At 45.6% G+C, this 21,259-nt stretch carries 16 protein-coding genes and 1 other annotated feature; of the genes, 4 read left to right on the plus strand and 12 right to left on the minus strand.

Annotation, left to right across the window (positions count from 1 at the left end):
* Nucleotides 1-17 precede the first annotated feature (17 nt).
* From G9G54_RS08950 to G9G54_RS08965, 4 genes are all read right to left on the minus strand, one after another.
* Nucleotides 18-2,036 (minus strand): helicase-associated domain-containing protein, encoded by a 2,019-nt coding sequence (locus G9G54_RS08950; protein ID WP_165177386.1) that lies wholly within the window; start codon nucleotides 2,034-2,036, stop codon nucleotides 18-20.
* A gap of 6 nt (nucleotides 2,037-2,042) precedes the next feature.
* Nucleotides 2,043-3,866 (minus strand): DNA repair helicase XPB, encoded by a 1,824-nt coding sequence (locus G9G54_RS08955; protein WP_165177388.1) that lies wholly within the window; start codon nucleotides 3,864-3,866, stop codon nucleotides 2,043-2,045.
* A 177-nt stretch (nucleotides 3,867-4,043) separates the two neighbouring features.
* On the minus strand, nucleotides 4,044-4,472 hold the full coding sequence (locus G9G54_RS08960) for a CBS domain-containing protein (protein WP_023989320.1): 429 nt from the start codon (nucleotides 4,470-4,472) through the stop codon (nucleotides 4,044-4,046).
* Nucleotides 4,473-4,556: 84 nt separating this feature from the next.
* Nucleotides 4,557-5,762: a M20 metallopeptidase family protein gene (locus G9G54_RS08965; protein ID WP_165177390.1), complete on the minus strand. Its 1,206-nt coding sequence runs from the start codon at nucleotides 5,760-5,762 to the stop codon at nucleotides 4,557-4,559.
* Nucleotides 5,763-6,009: 247 nt separating this feature from the next.
* On the opposite strand from G9G54_RS08965, the gene ftsW reads away from it, so the two are divergent.
* Nucleotides 6,010-7,269, plus strand: a complete 1,260-nt coding sequence (gene ftsW / locus G9G54_RS08970) for a putative lipid II flippase FtsW (RefSeq protein WP_029517642.1) — start codon at nucleotides 6,010-6,012, stop codon at nucleotides 7,267-7,269.
* 224 nt (nucleotides 7,270-7,493) lie between these two features.
* On the opposite strand, the gene G9G54_RS08975 is transcribed toward ftsW, so the two are convergent.
* Nucleotides 7,494-7,859: an Asp23/Gls24 family envelope stress response protein gene (locus tag G9G54_RS08975; protein ID WP_013310912.1), complete on the minus strand. Its 366-nt coding sequence runs from the start codon at nucleotides 7,857-7,859 to the stop codon at nucleotides 7,494-7,496.
* Between the two features lie 192 nt (nucleotides 7,860-8,051).
* Between G9G54_RS08975 and cax the strand changes: the two genes are divergently transcribed.
* The gene (gene cax / locus G9G54_RS08980) at nucleotides 8,052-9,122 is read left to right on the plus strand and encodes a calcium/proton exchanger (RefSeq protein ID WP_069289890.1); all 1,071 of its coding nucleotides are present in this window, start codon (nucleotides 8,052-8,054) and stop codon (nucleotides 9,120-9,122) included.
* Nucleotides 9,123-9,263: 141 nt separating this feature from the next.
* Here the strand turns inward: cax and G9G54_RS08985 are convergent, their stop codons facing one another.
* The 5 genes from G9G54_RS08985 to G9G54_RS09005 form a co-directional block, all read right to left on the minus strand.
* Entirely contained in the window at nucleotides 9,264-9,554 is a 291-nt protein-coding gene (locus G9G54_RS08985) for a YlaN family protein (protein WP_007431028.1), read from the minus strand.
* 141 nt (nucleotides 9,555-9,695) lie between these two features.
* Nucleotides 9,696-9,938 carry an HPr family phosphocarrier protein gene (locus G9G54_RS08990; RefSeq protein ID WP_061829006.1) on the minus strand — a complete coding sequence of 81 codons (243 nt, stop codon included), beginning with the start codon at nucleotides 9,936-9,938 and terminating at the stop codon, nucleotides 9,696-9,698.
* A gap of 89 nt (nucleotides 9,939-10,027) precedes the next feature.
* Entirely contained in the window at nucleotides 10,028-11,143 is a 1,116-nt protein-coding gene (locus G9G54_RS08995; RefSeq protein ID WP_013310916.1) for an aminopeptidase, read from the minus strand.
* 75 nt (nucleotides 11,144-11,218) lie between these two features.
* Nucleotides 11,219-12,043, minus strand: coding sequence for a hypothetical protein (locus tag G9G54_RS09000; protein ID WP_165177530.1), 825 nt, complete (start codon nucleotides 12,041-12,043; stop codon nucleotides 11,219-11,221).
* A gap of 218 nt (nucleotides 12,044-12,261) precedes the next feature.
* A complete protein-coding gene (locus G9G54_RS09005; protein WP_165177392.1) occupies nucleotides 12,262-14,247 on the minus strand; it encodes a sensor domain-containing diguanylate cyclase in 1,986 nt (661 codons plus the stop codon).
* A gap of 436 nt (nucleotides 14,248-14,683) precedes the next feature.
* On the opposite strand from G9G54_RS09005, the gene rpsD reads away from it, so the two are divergent.
* Complete coding sequence (gene rpsD, locus G9G54_RS09010; protein ID WP_013310919.1) at nucleotides 14,684-15,283, plus strand: 30S ribosomal protein S4; 600 nt, start codon at nucleotides 14,684-14,686, stop codon at nucleotides 15,281-15,283.
* Nucleotides 15,284-15,361: 78 nt separating this feature from the next.
* Here rpsD and G9G54_RS09015 read toward each other — a convergent pair whose 3' ends face one another.
* Entirely contained in the window at nucleotides 15,362-16,231 is an 870-nt protein-coding gene (locus G9G54_RS09015; RefSeq protein WP_165177394.1) for an AraC family transcriptional regulator, read from the minus strand.
* Between the two features lie 201 nt (nucleotides 16,232-16,432).
* Entirely contained in the window at nucleotides 16,433-17,686 is a 1,254-nt protein-coding gene (gene tyrS, locus G9G54_RS09020) for a tyrosine--tRNA ligase (protein WP_165177396.1), read from the minus strand.
* Nucleotides 17,687-17,752: 66 nt separating this feature from the next.
* Nucleotides 17,753-18,019: a binding site (T-box leader), on the minus strand.
* A gap of 135 nt (nucleotides 18,020-18,154) precedes the next feature.
* On the opposite strand from tyrS, the gene G9G54_RS09025 reads away from it, so the two are divergent.
* Entirely contained in the window at nucleotides 18,155-21,178 is a 3,024-nt protein-coding gene (locus tag G9G54_RS09025) for a transglycosylase domain-containing protein (protein WP_165177398.1), read from the plus strand.
* The last annotated feature ends 81 nt before the right edge of the window (nucleotides 21,179-21,259 follow it).

Raw genomic sequence — 21,259 nt, forward strand, 5'->3', positions numbered from 1 at the left:
TGCACTTCCTGGCTCTACTATGTAAAAGGAACCAGTAGCCGCATGTCTGACCATTCACTTGGCTGTAAGCTCGCTTGAGAAGGTGTTTCGTCATCCATTCCTGAGGCGTACCAGCCTGTGACACTCCATGGCGCACCGGGAACCACCGCCTCCGGTATCCATTTAACCTCTTTCCCACCGATTCGCAATCCCACAGCGGCCTGCCAACGGATCGCTTGCTCGATCAACTGCCGGGCAGTGGAAGTATGGTAACTCCTCCATTCTTTTGTCCATGAGGAGGGGACTGTAGATCTTTCTGGAAAATAGTCAGACGGATCAGGCAACATGTGCTCTTGTTCGTAAAAATGCAGCGTGCGCCCTGTATAAACCAAACCTGCTCTTCCCTCTTGGGAAAAGATAGGACGGGCCTGAATCGGGTCGGACTCCATTTCACTGTTGGGACTGCCTGAATTCTCTGTTTCCGAAATCAATGGATAATGATGAGTTGGCTCGTCCACACCTTCCGGTTCACGACGTGGGCCTAATCCAATTGCAGCAAGCGTTTTTCGTATTTTGACAGCAGAGCTTGCCGGAATAATAAAGTCCCTATCGCCCAGCCGTTCCAGTAATCCTTCCAGCGCGGGATGGCGTGCAACTATGTCTGCATCCTCCTGTGTGCCACATCGCAAAAGTGTTACCTTTGCAAAAGCGGTCCGTCCGACATCACCTGCCCACTGTTCTACCGCCATACGTACATGATCAGGCACACCTGTTCGGCTGTATTTATCCAGAAGAGCAGGAATTGCTTTGGCTTCCATCCCTAACTCGATTGCCTCTGTAACACTTTCTCTGGTGATCCGGTATACTACCATCCGATCTCCTGTCACACGTTCACAGCAGCATTCCAGTCGCCAGCGCACGTCATATGCCACATCTGGTGGAACCAATATTTCAAAATCAGGTTGTACATAAAAAGCACCTTGCTCTGGATGTGTATCCTCATAATTATTGGGACGAAGCATATCTATCACAGATACATTCCAGCGAAAACACAGTTCGCCCGATACAGTCTGGCCCCAATCACCCATTCCAAAAGCAGTCAGAGCCTTCAGCCAACCCTTCAATTCCTCCATGAAAGGTTCATTGAAATTAAAATCAGAACCCGTTTCTCTCGCAAACCCTTCCGGATTTGAGATTGTAGGAACAAGGTCTAAAAGGGCACCATTCTTGGAATCCGCTCTGCTCGTACTCTCATGCTGGATTAGGCCTACCTGAAGCATCCATTGCAGCAGAAACTTGATAGATATCCACCCTTCTGTTCCTACATACTGGGAGACGGCACACAGCATATAGCGAAAATGCTGCATAGACGCTTCGGCCTTGCCGTATCTTTCCATGAGTGTAGCAAAAATATGCTTGCGCATTTGCCAAGCAGACAAACGAATCCAAGTCGCCAGTTCCGTTTCCTGAATGCGAAAAGACACAGTTTCTTTCACTAACAGCCCCAAACTGAGTAGCAAATCCATCATTACCACCGTTTGCACTGGATACAGCTCTGCATGCGCATAATGCAACCCAAGACCCATCAGGTCATCTGGGCGAAAGGGGGTCAGTTCATTCAATTTTTGCAATGATCGCTTATGTATGGTTCCTTTGGCCGTCAAAGGGACGCCTTGTACCGCAATACGTGACAACGCATGCAGCAATTCCGACTCCAGGCCTGACATTGATTCATGTACCGTTATCGGATGATCCGAATGCATCATGTTCATTGGATTTTGCTCTAACAACATATCGTACAGATCCGGTAGCCGATGAACCGGAATATATAAAATTCGTTCGCCCCACGATTTGGTAACAGCCTCCAGCCAGCCTCGGGCACGTAATCCACGTAGTGCCAGTTTCGTTTCGACTCCGCTTAACACTCCCCGGGTAAGCTGTATAGGTTCTTCTTCCTTCATGGGCTGTCCCGCGTACCAGATAAAGCATCGTCTAAGCACCAGTAGCTCATCCGATGAAAGCTCATTCCAGCTGTCTTGCGTGTTCGTTACGCCCATTCTTGATTAGGCCTCCTTTTTCTTCTCACGATCTCCAGACTTAGCATTCCGGCCTCCGATAGCCTCTGTCACACTAAATCTGCGAACCGCATATTCATAGCCTTGCTCGATCAGAAACAGCTGACGACGAGCTGCAAAATCCGTCTCCTTGCTATTCTCCGTCACTAGCGCATAAAAATAAGCTTTATTCTCGCCCGACTTTGGTCGCAAAATACGGCCCAGTCGCTGCGCTTCTTCCTGGCGAGAGCCAAAGCTACCCGATACCTCTATGGCTACTGCCGCATCTGGCAAATCCACCGCAAAGTTTGCAACCTTGGACACCAATAGGGTCCGAATTGTACCCTTGCGGAACGCATCGAACCAGCGCACCCGCTCGGTCTGGCTCATTGAACCCGTAATCAGTGGGACGCCCAGCTCCTGAGCCAATATTCGCAATTGGTCCAAATATTGACCAATAATAAGCGTGGGCAAGCCGCTGTGCTGCTGCATCAGGCTACGCACCGCCTCCAGTTTGACCGGATTTTCGGCTGCAATTCGGTACTGCTGTCTGCCCTCCGCACGCATACTGCGCTCCAAGAGTTCAGCTGTCATTGGAAGCCGTAGCTCCACACAATCGACCTGAGCGATCCAGCCCTGCTGCTCCAGCTCCTTCCACGGCATATCGTATCGTTTGGGTCCAATTAAAGAGAACACATCCCGTTCACAACCATCCTCTCGAACCAGCGTGGCCGTTAACCCCAAACGACGGGTAGCCTGAATGTCAGCCGTCGCCCGGAATACTGGCGCGGGTAGCAAATGAACCTCATCATATATAATGAGTCCCCACTTCCGCTCACTCAGCAGTTTCATATGCTCAAAATCCCCATCTTTGGTACGACGGTGTGTCAAAGTCTGGTAAGTTGCCACCGTAATCGGACGCACCTCTTTTTTCTGACCACTATACTCCCCGATGGAATCGGCAGGAATATCCGTCTTTTGCTTTAACTCTTCTACCCATTGCCGTACAGAAGTGGTATTGGATGTTAGAATAAGCACCTCGCACTGAAACCGATTCATTACGGCCATACCTATCACTGTTTTTCCGGCTCCGCATGGAAGCACCAGTACACCACTACCCCCTAAGCCGTCCGCCCCTTCAAACGCATCAGCGGCCTTTACTTGATAATCACGAAGCTGCAACTTCGTTTGTCCCTTTCCCAAGGTAAAACTAAGCTGATTCCCTTCAAGATAGCCTGCCGTATCCACAACGGGATATCCCAAGCGCGTTAATTCCTGCTTGAGCAAGCCCCGATTTTCGGGCGGGACCGATGCGCTTACCTCGTCAACGCGAAGTAAACCAAGCTGTTCTAGCTCTTGCTTGGTCAGTAGCTCATCCAGTAAAGCGGGGGTCTCTGCTTCCAAGATCAAGCGATCACCTATTGTATAGCTGTTGGCTTTCCCTGTCTTTATACCTCCGTCTGGCTCATGTTCAGCACGGTATGCGCCAATCGTATCTGTGCTATAAGTTCGCTCTTCTTCCGTACCCTCCCTTGAAAGCGTCAACGTCCCATAACGAGAAACGAGCTGTTCAATATCCTTCAACAAATCACGTGGAATATCCCAACGAGACATGGAGTTCAAACTATTTTGAATGTCCTCAGCACTCCATCCGAGGGCAGCTGCGTTCCACAAAGACAGTGGAGTGAGGTGATATGTATGAAAAGCGGACGGGCTTTTAACCAACTCCGCATAAATCTGCAACTGTGAACGAGCCCGTTCTGAACCGGGCAAGCCCATTTCCAGCAGAACGGTAAAATCACGTTGTACAATACAAGGATGTTCTGGATTCATAACTACCTCCTGATAATCTAACCATACATCATTTTAAAGTTATATAATAAATAGTTTATCCGTTTATTCGCATATCAACCAGAACAGCAAGGAGCCCAACCCATATTCGGGTTGAACTCCTGATTAGAAGCTCGGGGTAAAGACCTCCCCAAACCAATGCCTACCTTAATTATTCTTCTAGTGGACCTGCTCGGAAATATGACTAAGCGCCTCTCCAGCGTTGTCTGCAAAAATATTACGAACAGCCAAATCCCCGATCGAGACAATCCCGATCAGACGGTCACCTTCCGTCACGGGCAAACGACGGATTTGCTGCTCTGCCATCAGCTCAGCTGCTTGATCCACCGACATGTCCGCACTAGCTGTACGAATACCTGTCGTCATAACCGTATCGACCGAACCCGAACCTGAATTTTTAGCCGCATAGCCGCGAACGACAAGATCACGGTCCGTTACTACACCGATCAACTTATCACTGCCTTCGCTTTCCACAACCGGAATAAAACCAGTATCATTGTCCTTCATTTTGACCGCAATTTCATAAATATTGTCCTGCGGGGTAACCGTTACGCATTTTTTAGTCATAACTTCCTGAACTTTTTTCATGGGTACTCCCTCCTTTTCAAGAGTAGGGTACCCCATTTCATTCAGCTCATACTCCAGATTGAACCGTTCCCAATTCAACTCATTTTAGCCCTTAATTGCCCCTGCTTTTTGTTCCGCAGCGTATCCCGTAGACATCGCAATAAACAAACGAACCGCGTTAATCATCGCATCCTCATCAAAATCAAATTTCGGATGATGGTGTGGATAAACCGCTCCTTTAACTGGGTTACCCGCTCCTACGAACATGAAGCAACCTGGCACACGTTCCAAATAATACGCAAAATCTTCAGCAGGCATCAGTTTCGACGCTTCCTGTACATTCTCCTCGCCAAAAACAGATTTTGCTTCATTAAAGAAACGAGATGCTTCATGTGCGTCATTGACAACTGGTGGGTATCCCATAATATAGCGAACCTGTGCTGTTGTACCGTATGTTGCGGCTGTAAGCTCTGTCACCTCATGCAGTCGCTCCTTCATTACCGTTCGTGTCTCCTCATCAAACGTACGAATCGTCCCACTCAAGCGACACGTTTCTGCGATCACATTTTGCGCAGAGCCCCCTTGGATGGTTCCCACCGTCAGCACGGCAGGTCGCAAAGGGTCGACTGAACGGCTTACGATACTTTGCAGTTGCATAACAAGAGCTGAACCCGCCACGACACTATCATTAGTGGACTGAGGCATGCCACCATGCCCACCCTTACCTGTGATTTCAATATAAAAATCGTCTGCCGCCGCCATCAGCGGCCCTGCGCAACTCGCGGCCGTCCCGACCGGAAAAGGTGTCCATAAATGGATGCCATAAATGACATCCACACCTTCCAATACACCATCCTTTATCACACTGACCGCTCCGCCAGGCAGCAATTCCTCCGCAGGTTGGAACAACAACCGAATTTCTCCTTGCAGCTCGTCCCGGTTCAGACTAAAATAGTAAGCCGTTCCAAGCAACGCGGATGTATGTCCGTCATGGCCGCAAGCATGCATGGCTCCGTCCACGCTGGAGCGATATTCACATTCCTTTTCATCCTGAATCGGAAGAGCATCCATATCGGCACGCAGTAAGACGACAGGCCCAGGTTTAGCACCACGAATGGTACCTACAACACCGTGTCCCCCTACCTGACGGCGAATCTCGATTCCCCAACTCTCCAACTTATCCGCTACAAAAGCTGCGGTTTTGCTTTCTTGAAAGGAAATTTCGGGATTCTTATGTAAATGTCTACGCCATTCCACCATGTTTTCTTGCAAACGATCAAACCAGGTCTCGTCTATCACATGTTGTGTCATTCTGCTCCACCTCTCCTTTTAAAGCATCGGGCAAGTTCCCGATTAATCATGCAGCGTCACCACGTATGCCGCTGCTCTCAAGTCTTCATTTTCATCCTATTGTAGCAGATATGGAATTGTTGCGATATCTGTTGCTCCAGGGAGCTTGCAGAAGCCCATCAAACATAATATGATAAAATGGATAAACGATAAAATGATAACCGTCTGCGAGGAATATACCTTGTGGCGAATACCGGGGGAAGCTGATATGAGAAATACGAAGCCGGAGACTCGAAGAAGAGGCACACCGGATTTCCAATTGCTGATCCTCACTTTGTTACTGGTTGGATTCGGTGTAATTATGGTATTTAGCTCCAGCTCCAGCGTAGCTCTGCTGAATAAAGAATACAATTTTGATTCTTTATATTTTGTGAAGCGCCAATCTGCTTTTGCTGTACTTGGACTTTTTATTATGTTGGTAGCTATGAATATTAAGATGGAAAAATATAAAAAGCTTTTTGTACCTTTATTTTTCATAACTATATTACTGCTAATCATCGTTCTTTTTACAGGCTCACTTAACGGCGCAAAAAGCTGGCTCAGGTTTGGTAGTGTTGGCTTCCAGCCAACGGAGCTTGCGAAAATTTCCATCATTCTTTACTTATCCGCACTCATCGTCAAAAAAGGTGATCGCTTTAGAGATCTGCGGACTGGCTACATACCTGTAACAGTCATTGTAGGCTGTGTTGCAGGACTCATCATGCTTCAACCTGATTTAGGTTCCTGCTTCATTTTGGTTGCCACCAGTGGTCTGATTATTTATGCCGGGGGAGCCAGTGTCAAGCATATTACAGCATCCATTGTTCTGCTCGTGCTAGGCGCTTCCATCGTATTTGGTATTGGGTCGTTGTTTGGAGGAGATTCTGGAACCACAGATGGACAAGCTGCTGCCAAGCAAGATTATAAAATCGGGCGCTTTCAAGCCTTTCTTAATCCCGAGAAATATAGACAAGGAACGGGATACAATCTGGTGCAGTCCTTGCAAGCTATAGGTGAAGGCGGCTTAAACGGGTCAGGCTTTGGTAAAGGTATTATCAAGCTTCACTATCTTCCTAATTCATTTAATGATTTTATCTTTTCCGTAATCGGTGAAGAATTCGGATTTATCGGAACAGCCATATTCCTGATGCTATATTTGTATTTTATTTGGCGAGGCATGATCATTGCTCTTCGTTGCCATGATCCGTTCGGAACGTTGGTAGGCACCGGCATCATGGGTTTGATCGCCATTCAGGCCTTCATTAATATCGGCGGTGTAACCCAAACGATTCCAATCACTGGCGTAACGCTTCCATTTATCAGCTTTGGTGGCTCCTCCCTACTTGTCATGATGTTTTCCATGGGCATTATGCTCAGTATTTCTCGTGAGAACACCAAACAAGCGGTGCAGGAACGCACCACAGGGGTAGCTGTCCGTAATGAAGTACCCAATCGCTTTCAAACTCGTAGAACCAACCGTTTTCGCTAAAAAAGAACTTCCAAGGTCCATTTACAACGGTGGCTTTGGAAGTTCTTTTGGTTATGTATAAAATACGAGAGCCCTCTGCAAAATGGCTATACTGTTGATTCACAAAACGAAAACTGGCGATTCTATAACCCCCAGTTTTCGTGTTTTTATTCGGGTTATCCCACGGAATTTCCCGACATGTATACAATTGGTTAAAAATGTCAATTTGTCAGTTCCTGATTCCTTTACACTGCGTCGTCCTTGAACGCGACACCTTCCACTTTTACGTTCACTTCCACAACCCGCAAACCCGTCATACTTTCGACGGCTTCTCGCACATTTTGCTGAAGAATTCGGGACACCTCATGAATAGGTGTTTCGTAGAGCACGATAATACGTAGATCAATGGCAGCTTCCAGCTGTCCAACCTCCACTGATACGCCTTTTTGTACATTTTTACCGCTCAGCCTTTTGGCCCAGCCTTCCGATAAACCGCCTGACATTGCAGCAATGCCCGGTGTCTCTAATGCGGCCATCCCGGCAATTTTACCTACGACATCGTTGGAAATCTTGATGTTTCCTGCTTCCAGTTGTTGAATTTGCTCTGCCATGACCTATGTCCCCCTTCATCCATCCTTTATTTGTATTGTAAAGCCTCAGCCACTCCAAATGCAAACCCTACGTATGAAAAACAACTTTCGTTTACAACGTATATCATTTTGGGTATATTAATTTAGAAAATCCATACAAGTGACAGCTTTCGCCAAACTTGTACACATCTATTGATATCGAGGTGCTCTTCATTGAAAAAATGGTTATCTCCCGCTTTGCTCATAGCGACATTTGCTCTTAGCGCAGTCGCTCATTACACCCATTGGAATGCTATAGCCCAATTTGTCATTTGTGCAATTTCTGTTGTATTCGTAGCCGGTTTTCTCGGCAGGGCGACCGAAAGTGTCGCGCATTATGCTGGCCAACGTCTAGGTGGGTTCTTAAATGCCACCTTTGGTAACGCAGCCGAACTGATCATCGCCATCTTTCTCGTTAAAGAAGGTCTTTACGATATGGTAAAGGCCAGTCTTACCGGTTCCATCATCGGTAATCTGCTGCTGGTGCTTGGAGCAAGTCTGTTCGCAGGCGGTTTGAAGTACAAAGTGCAAAATTTCAATATATCGCTGGCTGGATTAAGTGGTTCTCTGATGATTGTGGCTGTTATTGCCTTGTTCGTTCCAGCTGTCTTTCTGAACACACACGTTATCACGGATAACGAATCAGATACGCTCAGCCTGATTGTCGCAGGCACGCTCATTGTCGCGTATATTGCGTGGCTTATTTTTTCTATGATTACGCATAAGGACTATTTAGCTGACGTGACCGAACAAAAAGATGAAGAATTGCCACATGAGCATGCCCCTGTGTGGTCCAGAAACAAATCCATTGCCTATTTGGTACTCGCTACCGTCATGGTCGCTTTTGTCAGCGAATGGCTGGTAGGTACACTGGAGGTGTTTACGACCCAATTTGGGCTCAGCGAATTGTTCGTAGGTGCCTTCCTCGTCGCTATTATTGGTAATGCAGCCGAACATAGCGCTGCTATTTTACTGGCGATGAAAAACAAAATTGGTGCATCGGTCGAAATAGCTGTCGGCAGCAGTTTGCAAATTGCACTATTTGTTGCCCCTGTGCTGATTTTTGTCAGTTACTTTATGGGAAACACGATGAATATCGTTTTCACCACTATTGAGCTGGTCGCCATTGCTGTCGCTGTATTTATCGCCAAATCCATCACCCAGGACGGCTCAACCAACTGGTATGAGGGACTCATGCTACTGGTAGTGTACGTATTGTTAGGTGTATCCTTCTTCCTTGTGTAGCTTTTAAGGTTTTAAAATGTGCATTAGGATGGTGGAAGGGCGAGGCGCTTTTGCCATCCTAAAGGAACATTTTTTTAAAAAAAGGCATCAAAAAAAGCATGCTCTCAAACTCCGCATGCTCTCATCAATTCAACCGTCTTCCTAATTGGCCTTATTATTCATGGCCTCATATAGAATAGCCAGATTGCGTTCCAGCTCACTGACCAGCTGTTTACCTACCATTTCCGGAAGAAGTCCAGCGCGAACCGCAAAATCCACTTCCTTGGAAAATCCGTACATCTGAGTATCCAGCACTTCCTCATAGAGAGGGCAATAACGGGTTGCCAGATTCTCCATCTGTACTTCAATAAGCTTCTTTATTTTATCTGCATCTTCCTGAAGCAGATTAATAGCCTTGATATTCAATTGTTCCTGCAAATCAGATGAAGTCATGGATTCTTCCCCCCTATGTCTCAATGTCGCACAAGACGTCCTATCCTTAATATTAGACCAAATTGCAGGCTAATACAAGAACCTGACAAAAAAAGCATCCCTACAGTTACAGGTAGGGATGCTTTTGCTTCAAGAATAAAGTTAGCTGGCTACTGAAATATGAAGTCCGTGCTTCTTGAATACCTCGATGATCGCTTTCTTAGCTTCCTCCGCATCTGGTCCATGAACGTGTAGTTCATAGCTATGGCTGCTGACTAGGGTCGTAAACAAGCCCAGTATACTTTTCACATCAATATACTTATTTTCGGAATGAAGGACGATGGAAGAGGTGAACTTGCTCGCCGTCTGTGCAATTTCAACAACCGCCGCGTTATTATTGGACATAGAGATCCCTCGCTTTACTGAATTGTCATGTATCGTTACTCACCCATAATAATACATTGAAATCGCTTTCTCAGCAAGAACGGATATCGTTATTTTAAATTCTCAGGGTTTAATGGCTCCAGCTCAGGCAGTACAAAGATGCCGTCTTTACGAATCAAAACATCGTCAAAATAAATTTCACCACCGCCATATTCTGGACGCTGAATCAACACCAAATCCCAGTGGATCGATGAACGATTACCGTTATCCGCTGTTTCATAAGCTTGACCCGGTGTAAAATGCAAGCTGCCGGCGATTTTCTCGTCAAACAAAATATCCTTCATTGGATGTAAAATGTGCGGATTAAATCCGATGGCAAACTCGCCAATATAACGTGCTCCCTCGTCAGAATCGAGAATATCATTCAGCCGCTTCGTATCGTTACTCGTCGCTTCCACAATCTTACCATTTTCAAAACGGAATTTAACATTTTCAAAAGTAATACCATTATACAAGGTTTGTGCATTGTAGCTGATAGTTCCGTTTACGGAATCACGTACAGGCGCGCTGTATACTTCGCCATCCGGGATATTGCATTGACCTGAACACTTGATAGCTCCGATTTGCTTAATAGAGAAATTCAAATCCGTACCCGGTCCGCTGATCCGTACCTTGTCCGTCCGATTCATCAGGTCTGCCAATGCATCTTGAGCTTTGTCCATTTTTGCATAATCCAGATTACACACATCGAAATAAAAATCTTCGAACGCTTCTGTGCTGATATTCGCCAATTGAGCCATGCTGTCATTCGGATAACGCAGCACTACCCATTTAGTGTGTTTCACCCGTTGTTCGCTATGTACCGCATGCTGATAAATGGAATTATACATTTTCATTTTATCTTCCGGCACATCTGACAGATCATTTACATTTTCACCTGCACGTATTCCGATGTAGCAGTGCATTTGCTTCATCCGGTTAAGGTCAATCTCAGCCCAGGTCTCCAGCATCTCCTTTGTCGCGTGACGAAGCATGGCGCTCTGTACCTTACGGTCTGTAAGTTGTACAAAAACATTTCCACCTTTTTTACCAACTTCATGAATGATGGCGTTAAGCAAGTCGCGCTCTGTACCAATCATTTCGATCAATACATTTTCTCCAGGCTGCACTTCAACAGAGTAACCGACCAGATTTTCTGCCAGCTTAAGTATTCTAGGATCTTTCATGTAGTTCTCTCCTTCTCTATTTCATTCTTTTTGAACAATGGTTAATTCAAAATTCATTGTATCATGCCCGCCACGTTACTTGTAGTCCTTAAAAGTAACTCTGGTTATCAAAGCCTCTTGATGCAGCTCTTCATTCGCTCCTTGTCGGGAAATCCTGCATTCCGATGAAAGCTTTAAGGGTAAACCTGTTTGACGATCTATGGTCAGATGATACACAGTACGCACAATGGATTGCTCCAGCTGGTTGCTCATATCCTCACAACTTTGTGCCCATATTTGGCTCAACTTCTTTTGCAGTTCTCGATTCGTTCCTGTATGCTGCGTTTTTAATATCCCGATTTGAGGGTTTAAAGTATTCATTTCTTTTATTAAACGATCTTTCAACCAGCGCTTTGCCGAAGCTGATTCCGGTTCAATCCTCAACACCCAAGTTCCCCGGGCAGCTCCCGTTTCCATACGAATGCTCTTATTCAGTGTATTTAATTCCTCAAGCTCCTGAATCGGATTGAAGCGATTTAACATACCATTTCCAACCAGAGGGGGATAACCGGATGTCAGCGCAACCCATTTTCCACTCTGACGAAGAAAACGTTCTTGTGTAACATCATGCTCGGACTTACCTTGTTGCAGAGCTGCGTAGCCACCTTGCTTACGAAAAGCCACTGCAGAACCCCAGTGCATGGTCAATTCATCGTGATTTCTTAGCCTACCGCGATATTCAAACTGCTTATTCGTCGGCAGACCACTGTCAGCTCTAATTGCAGTCCGTCCAGTAAACGTTACCATCTCTTTGCCGGCCATTCCTGCAACAGCTCTCTTAAAAATCTGCTCAGGAGTATATTGTCGATCCAGTGCACAACCACTTAACACACCTATTACAAGGAACACACAAACCTGCATCACCCATTGCTTTCTCCAATGCATCCATCATCCGTCCTATCCTGAACATAACTGTACTCATGAGCAATAAGCCTGCTTCAAGGCAGTTATGCTACCTGGTTCACTTTATCGTGTTTTCCCTATAATTCAATCATACACACGATATAGCTACGTTTAGGATTACCTGTCTGCAATGGGTTATGCAAGACAAAAAGAGAACATTCCCTATGGAATATCCTCTACACATTGGCTACATGATCAACAACTATTCGATTGCGTCCTTCATTTTTCGCTTCGTACAAGGCCATATCAGCCCTATAAAATAAAGATTCAATACTGATCTGCTCATCCAGCCAGTTCCATTCAGCAATCCCGCAAGAAACAGTCACCTGAGGCTCGGTTTCATGCTGTACACGGTAACGTATTTTTTCTGCATATTCGAGCGCCTGCTGAACCCCCAGCTGCGGTAAATAAATGGCAAGCTCCTCGCCGCCCCATCTTGCACATACATCCTCATCGCGAGTCGCCGAACGAACGATATTGCTGACGCTTTTCAAAATTTCGTCACCCGTCTGATGCCCATGCGTATCATTCACCTGTTTGAATTGATCAATATCTACCAAAATAAGAGATCCACAGAAATCCTTTTCCTGATGTTGCTGAATGATTTGGTCCACATAGTGACGTACATACAGACCTGTTAACATATCCATATTAGCCAATCGCCGCACTTCAGCGTGCAGCATAGCATTGGTTACCGCCAATCCGATATGAGGGGCTAGCATTTGCAGCATTTTGTAATTATCGTAAGAGAAAAAGTGTGGAAGCTTGCTGGACAATAGTATAACCCCTTTAGGAGTATCGCTGGTCTTCATAGGTACAGCCATCAAAGACTGGGAGTCTGTCGCATCCATAAAATGAGAGGATATCTTTCCATCCTTTCTATAGTCCGACACAATCACTGGTTCTCCTGTTAAGCGTATCAGCCCAGCAAATCCATCTTCAAGAGGGTAACTTTCCAGTCTTAAGCTTTCCACATTACTCGACATGACTTTAAAACAATTTCCATCCTGATCAAGCTGTACAATACAACAAAAGTCCGCCATGAACATTTTTAATAACTCCTGCACGGCAAATTCAAATATTTCATTTAACTTCAGGCTCTGATTCAAGCGCTGAACCAGTTCATTAATGAGACGCAATTCATGGATAAGTACATTCGATTGCTCAAGCAGCTTCGCATTTTCAAATGCAGTACCAGCCGTATCCGCCATCATGGCAATCAGCTCTACATCCACTTTTTTCATACTATCCGCACCCGATGGAAGAATCATATGGAAAACACCGTATACACCCTGCTTGCCACGTAATGGGATGGCGATTTCAGTTATTTCATCTTGTGTACCGACAGGCTCGTTCACAGCCATTTGCCCTTTCATAAATGCACGAACGCATACATCTTCATCCCGTTCATGCAGCAGCAAAGGTTTGACCTGCGGATTGCGACTGTGTCGATCCTGACTCATGTACAAGGTGATATCTACATGGGGAAACAAATAGGCGATGCTCCCGAATACCTCATCCAGCACGCCTTCCACGTCAATTTTGTCATGCATCCGTTTTACAATCTGAAATAAAATAGAACGGCGTCTACCTTCACGATCGCTTCGATTCTGCATCCCAAGGATATCTTCCATAAATATGTACTCAAACTTCGAGTAAAAGCAGGATTTAAAATGTAAAGCAGCTACTAACAATGTGTCCTGATTTGAGACAGAATGTTGAACAGGCTGTGTAAAACGAAGAGCGGCAAAGGGCTCCCTCTTATAATTACGGCATAGTATGGGAACCATATACACAAACGCAAGGCTTCCATCACGAAGTTTGCGCTGGCTCACTTCCACCTCTCTAGATATGCAACAACGTTCGACCAAATCCAAATCCTCGTCATCATCTTCTTCCCTACCAGCAACACGAACACCTATAAAATTAAAAACAGCAGTATACTCTTCGTTAATCCAGGATATACCATTGCTCTGCTGTAACCAACTCCGATATCCTTGGACAAGAAGCTGATTAATATAGGGGAAATCATAGGGTGTCATATCCATGTTCTGGAGCCAGGCAAAAGACGTATATCCTTTATCATCAAACAGCGGAGCACCGCTAGCCTGGACTGTTTTACTGTCAAGCATTTGCTGATCCGTTGTTGAAAATTCCGACATATTAAGGCGCTCCTTCACAGCAAAGTTAGCTGTACCAAGACAGCGGCTATACACCACTATAGCTCATAATATGATCTATTTTACTCTCAACTTTAGAAATTTGCATCCATTTTTCAGAAATTCGTCCCACTTTTTTAGTTCTAAAGCCCTATCGACAAATTTTGACGTTTTCATTCTTTTTCTCTTCTTGACATTGACCTAGTCTTACATATAGTATATATTATTGAAAAAGACTGTACGGCAGAACTATCTACTGTGCGGATCTTAAATTTTGGGCGTAACAGTTTGTGTCACCCTCATCTTTTTTGTTGCTGACAGGACAGCGGCTGAACTTTTCTGTCAGTAGTGCGTCTTACCTTAATAGGTAGCGCCGAACAAATTGGAGCGCAAAGAGAGCCCCAACTCAAATTTTAATTATGAAGGAGTTAACTCTATAATGGCACGTTACACTGGTCCTAAATTTAAATTGAGCCGTCGTCTCGGTATTTCCCTGAGCGGCACAGGTAAAGAATTGAAACGCCCTTTCCCTCCGGGACAACATGGTGCAAACCAACGGAGAAAAATCAGCAACTACGGTATGCAGCTTCAAGAGAAACAAAAGCTGCGTCACATGTACGGCTTGGGTGAAAAACAATTCCGTACCCTGTTCAACAAAGCTCAACACATGCACGGTATCGCTGGTGAAAACTTTATGTTCTTGCTGGAAAGCCGTCTGGACAACCTTGTATTCCGTCTTGGCTTTGCTAATTCCCGTGCAGGCGCACGTCAATTGGTAGCTCACGGTCACGTTACTGTGAACGGTAAAAAAGTTGACATCGCTTCTTACCAAGTAAGCCCTGGCGACGTGATCGGTCTTCGTGAAAGAAGTCGTTCCCTGTCTTCCATCAAAGAAGCTTTGGAAAACCGCAACCACTTGGTAGCTTACCTGGAGTACAATGACGCAGCTCTGGAAGGTAAATTCATTCGTTTGCCTGAGCGTGGCGAATTGTCCCAAGATATCGATGAAAAACAAATCGTCGAATTCTACAACCGCTAATCCTTGCATTAGCACCAAAAAGCACCCGAATTTATTCGGGTGCTTTTTTATATTCTCTATGCATCGAGCCTGAGGGTTTTATTCAATGGGGATGTATACCTTCATACTCAAATGATCTGGATAGCAGGAATTCATCACGTCTGTAATTTCAAAATCAGGCCCCTCCCTCCGTTCAAAATTAGAATTAGGAAGCCATGTGCCATAGATAAAGTCTCGTATATTCTGAACCCGTCCATCTGAACCCGAAGCGTCAAACTCAGCATACTTCCCTGCTGGAATCTCCATATATATGAAACCCTCTGCCAGTTCTTCTGACTCTTTTTCAACTGCCTCGCCCACCACAAATGAAAACGCACCGTTGTCTTCAAATCGACAGGCAACCCCATATGACATTCCCGGTGCAATTTTGTTCGGGATACACATAAAATATTCATTTGCTCCAAAGTGTCCATAAAATCCTGGGATTTCTTTATAGTGCTGCTCATTATTCAGGTTTGTTTTATATTCATATCCTACAATTTTGACCGTTTCGAGCTGCAATATCACCGGCTTATTCACATCCAAATCCCCCATCGTATTTTTTTGGTAATCCAGAAAATTGATTTTACTTTGCTCAGGAAGCTCAATATCACCGTTACGATACTTCCCAGGGGTGATCCCAAAATTCTTTTCAAAAGCGCGGGTAAAAGCCTCTTGTGAGTTGTACTGATACTCAATCGCAACGTCCAACACTTTTTGATTGGATTGTTTTAGCTGTTCAGCCGCCTCGGACAATCTTCTCCTTCTTATATATTGTTGAACCGTAAAACCCGAAATGGCCTGAAAAACCCGCTGGAAATGAAAAGCTGAAAAGCATGCCTGTGAAGCAATATCGGCAATTTTTAGATCCTCCCGGAGATTCAATTCAATAAACTCAATCGCACACTGAATTCGTTTAAAGTAGTCCATATAATCCTTCCCCGCACTTGTAATTGTTTTGGTTATCGATCCTACACCCAAATTGTGCAACCCACGTTTTCATTATGTATAACTCTTTACCTACATGTTTGATTATTTGTGCTAAGTTTACCATGACTTTTCCCTTTGCAGAAATAAAAAAGCAGCGCTGAGATCGATACAATCTCAGCGCTGCTTTTGAATATATTTTCATTATCCAAGCTTGATTTTAGCAAATTTCCGTTTACCTACCTGCACAATGTCGCCTTCCTTCGGCGTGTATGCTTCGTTCACATCGGTCCATTTCTCTTCGTTAATTTTGACCGAACCCTGCTGAATACTGCGCTTGGCTTCACCGTTAGATGCTGCAAAGCCCAGATGAGTCAGCAACTGGATCACACGAATGCCACCTTCTTCTAACTGATCAGCCGTCAAGGTGAACTCTTCAATATCGTCAGGCAGCGCACGTTGCTGGAATACGGTCACAAAATGCTGCTTCGCTGCTTCCTCTGCTTCTTCACCATGGTACATGCGCACTAACGTTCCAGCCAGCTTCATTTTGGCATCACGTGGATGCACTGAGCCGTCCTTAACACCTTTCGCCAGCTCTGCCAGCTCCTCGTTGTTGATATCCGTTGCAAGCTCAAAATATTTCAGCATCAGCTCGTCAGGAACGGACATGGACTTACCGTATATTTCGTTCGGCTCCTCATCAACACCAATGTAGTTCCCCAAACTTTTGCTCATCTTCTGGACGCCATCCAGCCCTTCAAGCAATGGTAATGTAATCGTAGCCTGCGGCTCAACTCCGTATTCTTTTTGCAGGGTTCTGCCCATTAGCAGATTAAACTTCTGATCCGTCCCCCCCAATTCAATATCGCTTTGGAGAGCCACGGAATCCATGCCCTGCATCAGCGGGTAAAAGAACTCATGGATGCTGATCGGCAATCCGTTTTGGTACCTTTTTGTAAAATCATCCCGTTCCAACATACGGGCAACCGTTACTTTGGCCGACAGGGTTACTACATCAGCAAAAGACATTGGCCCTAACCATTCGGAATTGTAGAATACCTTTGTTTTTTCAGGATCGAGAATTTTAAAAATTTGTTCCTTGTACGTTTGTGCATTACGCTGTACATCTTCCTCAGTCAGTTGCTTGCGAGTCTCCGATTTACCTGTCGGATCACCAATTCTGCCTGTAAAATCTCCGATAATCAGTTGCACTTGATGGCCTAATTCCTGGAACTGGCGCAGTTTGTGCATAACAACCGTATGTCCGATGTGAATGTCAGGCGCAGATGGATCAAGACCCAGCTTAATTTTGAGTGGCTCGCCGCTAACGACCGATTTAATAACCTTACGCTTCAGCTCATCCTCAGGTACAATTTCCGCTACTCCACGACGTATCACCTCTAGCTGTCGCTCGACCTCTACCTGTTGCTCCGGCTTCAATTCTTCCCACTTCATCCTGTATACCTCCTATTTTTCATCCAAAATATTACATATTAGACAAACCAAAAAGCCCCTTTCATCCCAAGGGACGAGAAGGAGCTGCTCGCGTTACCACCCTAATTAAAGAAACGCATGTCAAAGACAGACATTTCTTTCACTTCATTCCTATAACGGGCCTACACCCGGTACTGGATTACTATGATAGCTTCGCAAACCTGCAAATGCTTTCCATTCATCCAGACAGCTCCAGACGGTAATTCAAAGGAGGGACGCTACCGATTCACACCACCCATCGGCTCTCTGTACAACGTGAATCCGCCTTCTACTGAAGTCTTTCTCTGCTTTTCACGATATTTACTTTGACCTATTTATAACACACTGCTTTTATGTAGTCAACGACACCAAAAGACAGGCTTTTTAGCATATGGGTTCATTTTGTAATTTTATGCTATAATAATGGCTGTTATAAAGGAGGAAGACTTAATGGTTGAAGAAAAAAACAATGTATCAGAGCCAAAGCCTTCCCGCTTGCGGACAACCATGCGAAGGCTCGGCCGTGTCATAAAGTGGGTCGTCATCATCGGTTTTATGGGGGCACTATTTGCAGGAGGAGCCGCCGCCGGCTATGTTGCTTCTATTGTAAAAAGCGAACCCGTGCGTTCCAGATCCATGATCCTACAGGAAGTAGATAAGAATGCAATCACAGGCTTCGCTTATTTCAATGATGGCTCTCCCATCGGACAACTTCGGACAGAAGAAGATCGAAGACCTGTCACGTTTAAGGAGATTCCACAACTCGTCATTGACGCAGTCATTGCCATTGAAGATAATCATTTTTACGAGCATAAAGGTGTCGATCTGTCGGGAACGCTGCGTGCTGTGAAGCAAAAGGCGCTGCATGAATCCGTACAAACCGGGGGTAGTACCCTCACCCAGCAGCTTGCGCGTCGTGTCTTTCTAAATCTCGATCGCACGGATGACCGCAAGGTCAAAGAAATTTTGCTGTCTCTGCGCCTTGAGCGCTTCCTAAGCAAGCAACAAATTATTACGGCCTATCTCAATAAAGTACCTTTTGGTAATGGTTCAAGCGGTTACAACGTCTTTGGCATTAAAGCAGCGGCAAAAGGTATCTTTAATGAGCATGATCTGAACGAGCTTAATATAGCCCAGGCTGCCTATCTAGCAGGTTTGCCACAGCTTCCTTCTTCTTATTCTGCTTTCAATGGTAAGGGTGAGTTTAATGAAGCTGGCTTTAAAAGAGCCATCAATCGCCAGCACCTAGTACTCAGTCGAATGCTGGAGGAGAACAAAATCAATAAAGCACAGTATGATGAAGCGATGGCTTTTGATATCAAAAAATCTCTCGCACCACGCACTGTTAAAGCTTATAACACCTATCCATACCTTATGATGGAAACAGAACGACAAGCTGCGCAGGCACTCATGTCTGTCACCAATCCGGGTCAAGCAGCTAATGCCAGTGCAGATACCAAGACCAAGGATGATAACGATTTACTCAAAGAAGCCGAACAGCAACTTCGCACAGGCGGTTATATGGTGTACACCACTATTGATAAGAGCGTATACAAATCTATGCGTCAAATTGCAGAAAATAAAAACAACTTCTCTGCCACTAGTAAAACCAAGGGTGACGAACAAGCAGCGGCTATTTTGATTCAGCATAAAACAGGCGCCATTCTTGGAATGATGGAAGGTCGGGACTTCCAAAAGGAGCAGATGAATTATGCCACCCAGATGGTACGTCAGCCGGGTTCGGCAATGAAACCGATTGCTGCCTATCTCCCTGCATTGGACAGCGGTCTTGTGCAGCCTGGTAGTATCGTGGATGATGCCCCTATTATTTTGAAAGATGGCAGTAATGGATATCACATTCCGAAAAATTCTAACAACCGCTATCAAGGATTGGTCACGGCGCGTTATGCACTGAATCAATCGCTTAATACGATAGCACTCAAGCTGTTTAACGAAAAAGTAGGGATTAGCAATGCTTGGGCTTTTGCTAAAAAACTGGGTATCACCACCTTGGAATCTAGTGATAACAACGCCCAAACGGGTGTACTTGGCGGCTTAGCCCACGGGGTGACCGTCGAGGAACTCACGAATGCATATGGAGCCATTCCAAATGGCGGTGTGTTTAATGATGCCTATATGATCGAAAAGATTGTGGATTCGCAAGGCAATATTGTATATAAGCATCAGCCTAATCCTGTGCAGGCCTTCTCACCGCAAACCGCCTACCTGATGACAGATATGTTGCGTACAGCCGTGTCGGAAGGCACAGGCAGACTGGTGAAGCGGAACTTTGATCAATCCGGTAAGATTCCGATTGCCGGCAAGACAGGCACTACGCAATCCTACACTGATGTTTGGTTCGAGGGCTTTACGCCTGACGTCACACTAGGTGTATGGGTTGGTTACAAGCAACCTGTCAATAAGCTTGAAACGAAAGTCCAAAAAGAGCGGGCTCGCCGCTTATGGGCTCTAATCATGAATGAAGTAACAGCTAAAGATGCTCAGCTGTTCCAAACGGACAGCTTCAAGAGACCTGACGGCATTGTAAGCCGTACAGCATCCGCATATGGTTCGGACATTTATAACAGTAAGTATCCACCTAAAAACAGTGAAAATGGTGTGAGCCGTGCGAAATATATTACCTACCAAGGTGTGAATTATATTCCACGCGATGGTACACCGGATGATATGTTATATGAACGGACCGTTAGGAAACGGGAAAAGTCAATCTCAGAATTGATTAAAGAGCTTCAGCAAGCCTTTAAGGTGATGAGACGACATAATTCGTTGTCCTACTATCTACCTCAGGATGCAGATAAGGAAGCTCCTACTCAGATTGATCCACGCAAGGACGATGGAGCAGCTCCTAACGCTCCATCTAGTGTCAACGTAAGCTATAGTGACGGTAAAGCCATAATCAGCTTTAGCCCTAGCGGAAACAGCGACGTCGTAGGATACCGTCTGTATCGTTCTACAGATGGGGGTAGCTTCCAACGGCTTGGCAAGGTCGTTATGGCTGACGGCTCCAAGGTGTTCTCTGACAGCCCTGGAGGCAGCAGCTCCAGCTACTACGTGACTGCCGTTGATGTGGGCGGTCATGAGTCCGGGCCAAGCACGAAAGCAAGCGCAGCACCTGTGGTGCCACCTGCAGATTCTGAGTCTCCAAACGTTCCGGGCGAGGGAGATGGAACAGGTGCGCAGCCTACAGAGGTTCCTACTGCCCCTGGACAGCCTCAAGCTAAAGCCGCTGGCTCATCCGTAGCGCTCCAATGGAGCGCAGGTAAGTCTGCAGACGCTATTACAGGCTATAACGTGTATTACAGCGAAAACGGTGCGGAGCCTTTTACAAACATAGGCTCTACCGCATCTACCAGCTTTGAATATAAGTCGGGGAAAAAGCCAAAAGGCTGGTTTCGTGTCACTTCCATGAATGCCATGGGGGAATCGGCTCCTTCTGGAGCCGTCCGTCCATAACTGAAGACAAAAGCAGAAAGTGATAGGTTGGGTGAAGATGAGATTCACCCTAACAAAAAGGGAGTCCCCTTAGCCATTAAG

It is taken from the genome of Paenibacillus sp. EKM212P, from assembly GCF_011066115.1.
Classification (GTDB): domain Bacteria; phylum Bacillota; class Bacilli; order Paenibacillales; family Paenibacillaceae; genus Paenibacillus; species Paenibacillus polymyxa_B.

What these genes read in the sequence shown, in the direction of transcription:
- G9G54_RS08995 (WP_013310916.1), bottom strand. Translation starts at nt 11,143, where the DNA reads ATGAAAGATCCTAGAATACTTAAGCTGGCAGAAAATCTGGTCGGTTAC.
- G9G54_RS08985 (WP_007431028.1), bottom strand. Translation starts at nt 9,554, where the DNA reads ATGACTTCATCTGATTTGCAGGAACAATTGAATATCAAGGCTATTAAT.
- tyrS (WP_165177396.1), bottom strand. Translation starts at nt 17,686, where the DNA reads ATGAAGTGGGAAGAATTGAAGCCGGAGCAACAGGTAGAGGTCGAGCGA.
- rpsD (WP_013310919.1), top strand. Translation starts at nt 14,684, where the DNA reads ATGGCACGTTACACTGGTCCTAAATTTAAATTGAGCCGTCGTCTCGGT.
- G9G54_RS09015 (WP_165177394.1), bottom strand. Translation starts at nt 16,231, where the DNA reads ATGGACTACTTTAAACGAATTCAGTGTGCGATTGAGTTTATTGAATTG.
- G9G54_RS08955 (WP_165177388.1), bottom strand. Translation starts at nt 3,866, where the DNA reads ATGAATCCAGAACATCCTTGTATTGTACAACGTGATTTTACCGTTCTG.
- G9G54_RS08975 (WP_013310912.1), bottom strand. Translation starts at nt 7,859, where the DNA reads ATGGCAGAGCAAATTCAACAACTGGAAGCAGGAAACATCAAGATTTCC.
- G9G54_RS08950 (WP_165177386.1), bottom strand. Translation starts at nt 2,036, where the DNA reads ATGGGCGTAACGAACACGCAAGACAGCTGGAATGAGCTTTCATCGGAT.
- ftsW (WP_029517642.1), top strand. Translation starts at nt 6,010, where the DNA reads ATGAGAAATACGAAGCCGGAGACTCGAAGAAGAGGCACACCGGATTTC.
- G9G54_RS08960 (WP_023989320.1), bottom strand. Translation starts at nt 4,472, where the DNA reads ATGAAAAAAGTTCAGGAAGTTATGACTAAAAAATGCGTAACGGTTACC.
- G9G54_RS09000 (WP_165177530.1), bottom strand. Translation starts at nt 12,043, where the DNA reads ATGCAGGTTTGTGTGTTCCTTGTAATAGGTGTGTTAAGTGGTTGTGCA.
- G9G54_RS08990 (WP_061829006.1), bottom strand. Translation starts at nt 9,938, where the DNA reads ATGTCCAATAATAACGCGGCGGTTGTTGAAATTGCACAGACGGCGAGC.
- G9G54_RS09005 (WP_165177392.1), bottom strand. Translation starts at nt 14,247, where the DNA reads ATGTCGGAATTTTCAACAACGGATCAGCAAATGCTTGACAGTAAAACA.
- G9G54_RS08965 (WP_165177390.1), bottom strand. Translation starts at nt 5,762, where the DNA reads ATGACACAACATGTGATAGACGAGACCTGGTTTGATCGTTTGCAAGAA.
- G9G54_RS09025 (WP_165177398.1), top strand. Translation starts at nt 18,155, where the DNA reads ATGGTTGAAGAAAAAAACAATGTATCAGAGCCAAAGCCTTCCCGCTTG.